Source organism: Acidovorax sp., from assembly GCF_046291265.1.
In the GTDB taxonomy this organism is placed as follows: Bacteria; Pseudomonadota; Gammaproteobacteria; order Burkholderiales; family Burkholderiaceae_C; genus Acidovorax.
On record NZ_JBKBTV010000127.1, the window covers coordinates 1 to 3,880 of the forward strand.

At 68.4% G+C, this 3,880-nt stretch carries 3 protein-coding genes; all 3 read right to left on the minus strand.

The genetic code is table 11. The features are described 5' to 3' along the window. A partial coding sequence (locus tag ACK41V_RS23340; RefSeq protein ID WP_409786019.1) for a molybdopterin cofactor-binding domain-containing protein occupies positions 1 to 2,810 on the minus strand: 2,810 nt, incomplete at its 3' end. Beyond that, the gene (locus ACK41V_RS23345; protein ID WP_409786020.1) at positions 2,807 to 3,307 is read right to left on the minus strand and encodes a (2Fe-2S)-binding protein; all 501 of its coding nucleotides are present in this window, start codon (positions 3,305 to 3,307) and stop codon (positions 2,807 to 2,809) included. The genes ACK41V_RS23345 and ACK41V_RS23340, both read right to left, overlap by 4 nt. Positions 3,308 to 3,459: 152 nt before the next feature. Beyond that, positions 3,460 to 3,880: ABC transporter substrate-binding protein (locus tag ACK41V_RS23350; protein WP_409786022.1), on the minus strand; the 421-nt coding region annotated here is incomplete at its 5' end.

A 3,880-nucleotide genomic window follows, 5' to 3' on the forward strand; every position in this document is an offset into this window, starting at 1 on the left:
TAGGTCAGGGCCTCGAACCGGTGCAGCAGGAAGGCGTCGCGGGTCTTGGGCGGCAGGGCCCGGATCACGGCGGCGGCGGCGGCCAAATCCTGTCGGCGGATCAGGCCCGTCTCGGCGTCGGGCGTGAGGTTGGTGGTGTAGACCTTGCCGAAAGGCGTGTCCATGGCGCGGCCACCGGTATTGGGCGTGCCGCCCGGTGCGGTGTGGCACACCACGCAGTCGCCTGCAGCGGCCAGCAGGCGGCCCCGCTCGATGGTGGCGGCGTTGTAGACCGAGGCACCCGCCGTCTGCACCACGGGCGCGATGGAGTGGCGCCAGCCGAGCAGTGCCGCGCCCATGGCAAGGCCACCGGCGGCCAGGGCCAGCGCGCGTGCCCAGGGGCTGCGTTTTGCGGGCCACGTGGCGCTGGCGGGCACAGCGGGCGCTGGCAGCTCCAGCGTGGGCAACACCTCTGCTTGTTCTGTGGGTGGAGCGCTTCCTGCAGCCGCTTGGCCTGCGCCACCGGGCAGGGGGTTGAGCCCGGCACGCACCACCTCGGGCGTGAAGGGCGGCGCACGAAAGCGCACGCCCGTGGCGTCAAAAATCGCGTTGGCAATCGCCGCCGTGCCCGGCACAGACGATGACTCGCCCGAGCCCAGCGGCGCCTCGTCCTGCCGGGGCATGTGCATGACCTCAATGACCGGCACCTCGCGGAAGCTCAGGATGGGGTAGCTGCCCCATTCGCGGTTGTCCACGGCCTGCTTGACGGGCTCGAACGTCACCTGCTCCTTGAGCGCCCGGCTGGTGGTCTGCAGCACGTTGCCATGCACCTGCTGTTCCACGCCTGCGGGGTTGATCATGAGGCCCGCGTCATGCCCCACGACCACGCGGCGCACATGCACCTCGCCGGTTTTCTTGTTGACCTCCACATCGGCCACCCAGGCCGCCCAGGCGGCGCCAAAGCCGGGCCACTTGCTGTGGATGTAGCGGGCGTAGGCGAAGCCTTGGCCTTGTACCCAGTCGCCGTCCAGCGCGCGCTGCTGCGGGCCGGTGCGGCGCATCCAACCGGCTTTTTCTGCCGTGGCCTGCACCAGCTCGGCCGCGCGCGGATCGTTAAGCAGTTGCAGGCGGAAAGCGACCGGGTCCACGCCCGCAGCAGTCGCCAACTCGTCCACATAGGATTCGTGCGCGAAGGAGTTGGGCAGCGCGGACACGCCCCGCAGCCACGAGGCGCGCACGATGGGCGCCATGTCGTTGACGGCGACGCGCAGGTTGTCGTACTGGTACGGCGGGCGCGCGGTGCGGTCGCCCATTTCGTAGCCCTGGGCCACGGGCTCGATGGTGCGTGTGAGCAGCAAGGCCAGCGTGGGTGCGCCGTTGGACGGGTAGGACGTTTCGAAGTCATACGCCGCCACCGAGCCATCGGCGTTGAGCCCGCCGCGCACCTGCATGAGCTGGGCTGTGCCCTTGGGCTCCCACAGGTGTTCTTGCTCGCGCGTGAGCTGTACACGCACGGGCGCGCCCACGGCGCGCGACAACAGAGCGGCGTCGGCGGCCACATCGTCAGCACCATTGCGGCCGTAACAACCGGCGGCTTCCATGCGGATGAGGTCGATGTCCACATCGGCCAGGCCCATCAGGCGGGCCAGGTCGGCGCGCAGCACGTGGGGGTTTTGTGTGCCGGCCCATACCGTCATGCGCGGGCGGCCCGTGCTGTCGTCGCTGCGCCACTCGGCCACCGCGCACGATGGGCCGATGGATGCGTGCATTTGGTAGGGCCACACGTAGGTGCGCGGCATGGGCTGATCGGCATCAGCCAAGGCGGCATCCACATCGCCTTCGTCCACCAAGCGGCGCTGGGTGGAGGGGTTGGTGCGGATGGCTTGCTCTAGCGCTTCGGTGCTGTCCTGGCGCGGGAAGCCGGGCCAGTCCTTCCAGCGCACCTTCAGTTCGCGCAGCGCCTGCTCGGCCTGCTCCTCACGCTCGGCCACGATGCCGACAAAGTCGCGGATGACGACCACGGCGCGGATGCCGGGGATGTGGGCGATGGACGCCTGGTCCACCGATTGCAGCGTGTTGCCGATGAAGTCGCCATGGTCGGCCCCCGCGTACGGCGGGCGCACGACGCGGCCGTGCAGCATACCGGGCACGCGCATGTCGTGCACAAACACCAGCTCGCCACTGACCTTGGCGGGGATGTCTACGCGTGGCACGGACTGGCCGACTACGGTGTAGTCCGCAGCAGGTTTGGTGGGCGTGGCGTCGGCCAGCTCCAGCGTGGTGTGTGCTCCGCCGAGCAGCGCGCCGTAAGACACGTGGCGAGTCGGACCGGCAGTGACCTGCACCACGCCTGCTTGCACCTGCAGTTCATCAACTGCTACGCCCAGCTGCTCTGCCGCGTTCGCCACCAGCCAGTGGCGCGCCTGCGCGGCTGCGGTGCGCAAAGGCTTGGCGTGGATCTGGATGGACGCACTCGCGATGGTGGCGCCCTGGTTGGGCGCACGCGTGGTGTCGCCCAACACCATGTTCACCTGGTCCAGTGGCACATCGAGTTCTTCGGCCACGATCTGCGCCAGCGCCGTGCGGATGCCGGTGCCCAGGTCCACATGGCCGTTGAGCGCGGTCACGCTGCCGTCGTCCCACACGGCGATCAATATCTCCACGCCCTCGGCCGGGTTGCCCGCCACCAGGGCGGGCTGGCCCTTGACGGGTGGCGGTGCGGGCGGCGGGTTGCGCACCACCAGCAACACGCCCTGGGCGGCGTGGAAATCGGAGCGGGTGAGCGGGGTGTGGGCGCGCAGGGGCGCGGCGTTGTCGGGTGTCGCGCTCATGCCTGGGCCTCGCGCATCAGCACCGCCGCGCGCAACACGGCGCGGATGATTTCAACGTGGGTGCCACAGCGGCACAGGTTGGCCGACAGCTCGCTTCGGATGGCGGCTTCGTCGGGGTCTGGGTTTCGTTCCAACAAGGCCACGGCCATCATCACCATGCCGTTGAGGCAGTAGCCACATTGGGCGGCCTGCTCGTCGATGAATGCCTGCTGCACCGGGTGCAGGCCATGGCGGTTGCCACAGCGCGCGGGCAGGCCTTCCAGCGTGGTGACCTCACGCCCTTTGATGCCCTGCGCCGGGATGACGCAGGCACGTGCCGCCACGCCATCGACCAGTACCGTGCACGCGCCGCACTGGCCCAGGCCGCAGCCGTATTTGGGGCCATTGAGCGCCAGATCATTGCGCAGCACGTGCAGCAGCGTGGCGCTGGCAAGGTTGCCCGATGGCAGCGCACAGGGCTGACCATTGACGGTGACAGTGGCGGTCGCAGTGAACATGTCTCGTGGGTTCTTTTCTTCTCGTCTCTTCAAGTATTCATCGCGCGGCGCAATACCCCGCGCAGCGTTTGAAACTGACGCTGCCCAAGCCAGGGGCTCTGGGCATGAGCCTGCATTGCTGCGAAGGCGTCCCAACCGGCTCAGTGGCCGCGTCACCGCATCAGACGACCGGTGCGCGTGTACATCTCCAGGTCCACATAGTTGGAGCCATTGTGGTTGTTCGGCCCATATTGCAACGGGAAATCGCCGATCTTGGTGGTGCCCATGTCTTCCATGGCCTTGATGAAACCTTCACGCGTAAGGGCACGGCCCGCGCGTTTGACGCCTTCCACAAACACGCGCGCGGCGATGTAGCCCTCCAGCATGGTGTAGCTGTCGATCTTCTCGCCCGCGTCGGTGCGGTCCTTGCGGTAGTCCGTCACGATGGGCAAGCGGCTGGCCTGGGGCGATGGCACGATGCTGGCGGTGACCAGCCCTTCGATACCGCCGTTCAGCCGCTGCGCAGACCCTGGCGCATCGGTGATGCCGACCGAGATGGTGTACAGCGGCGAAGCGCCGCCACCCGCACGGTAG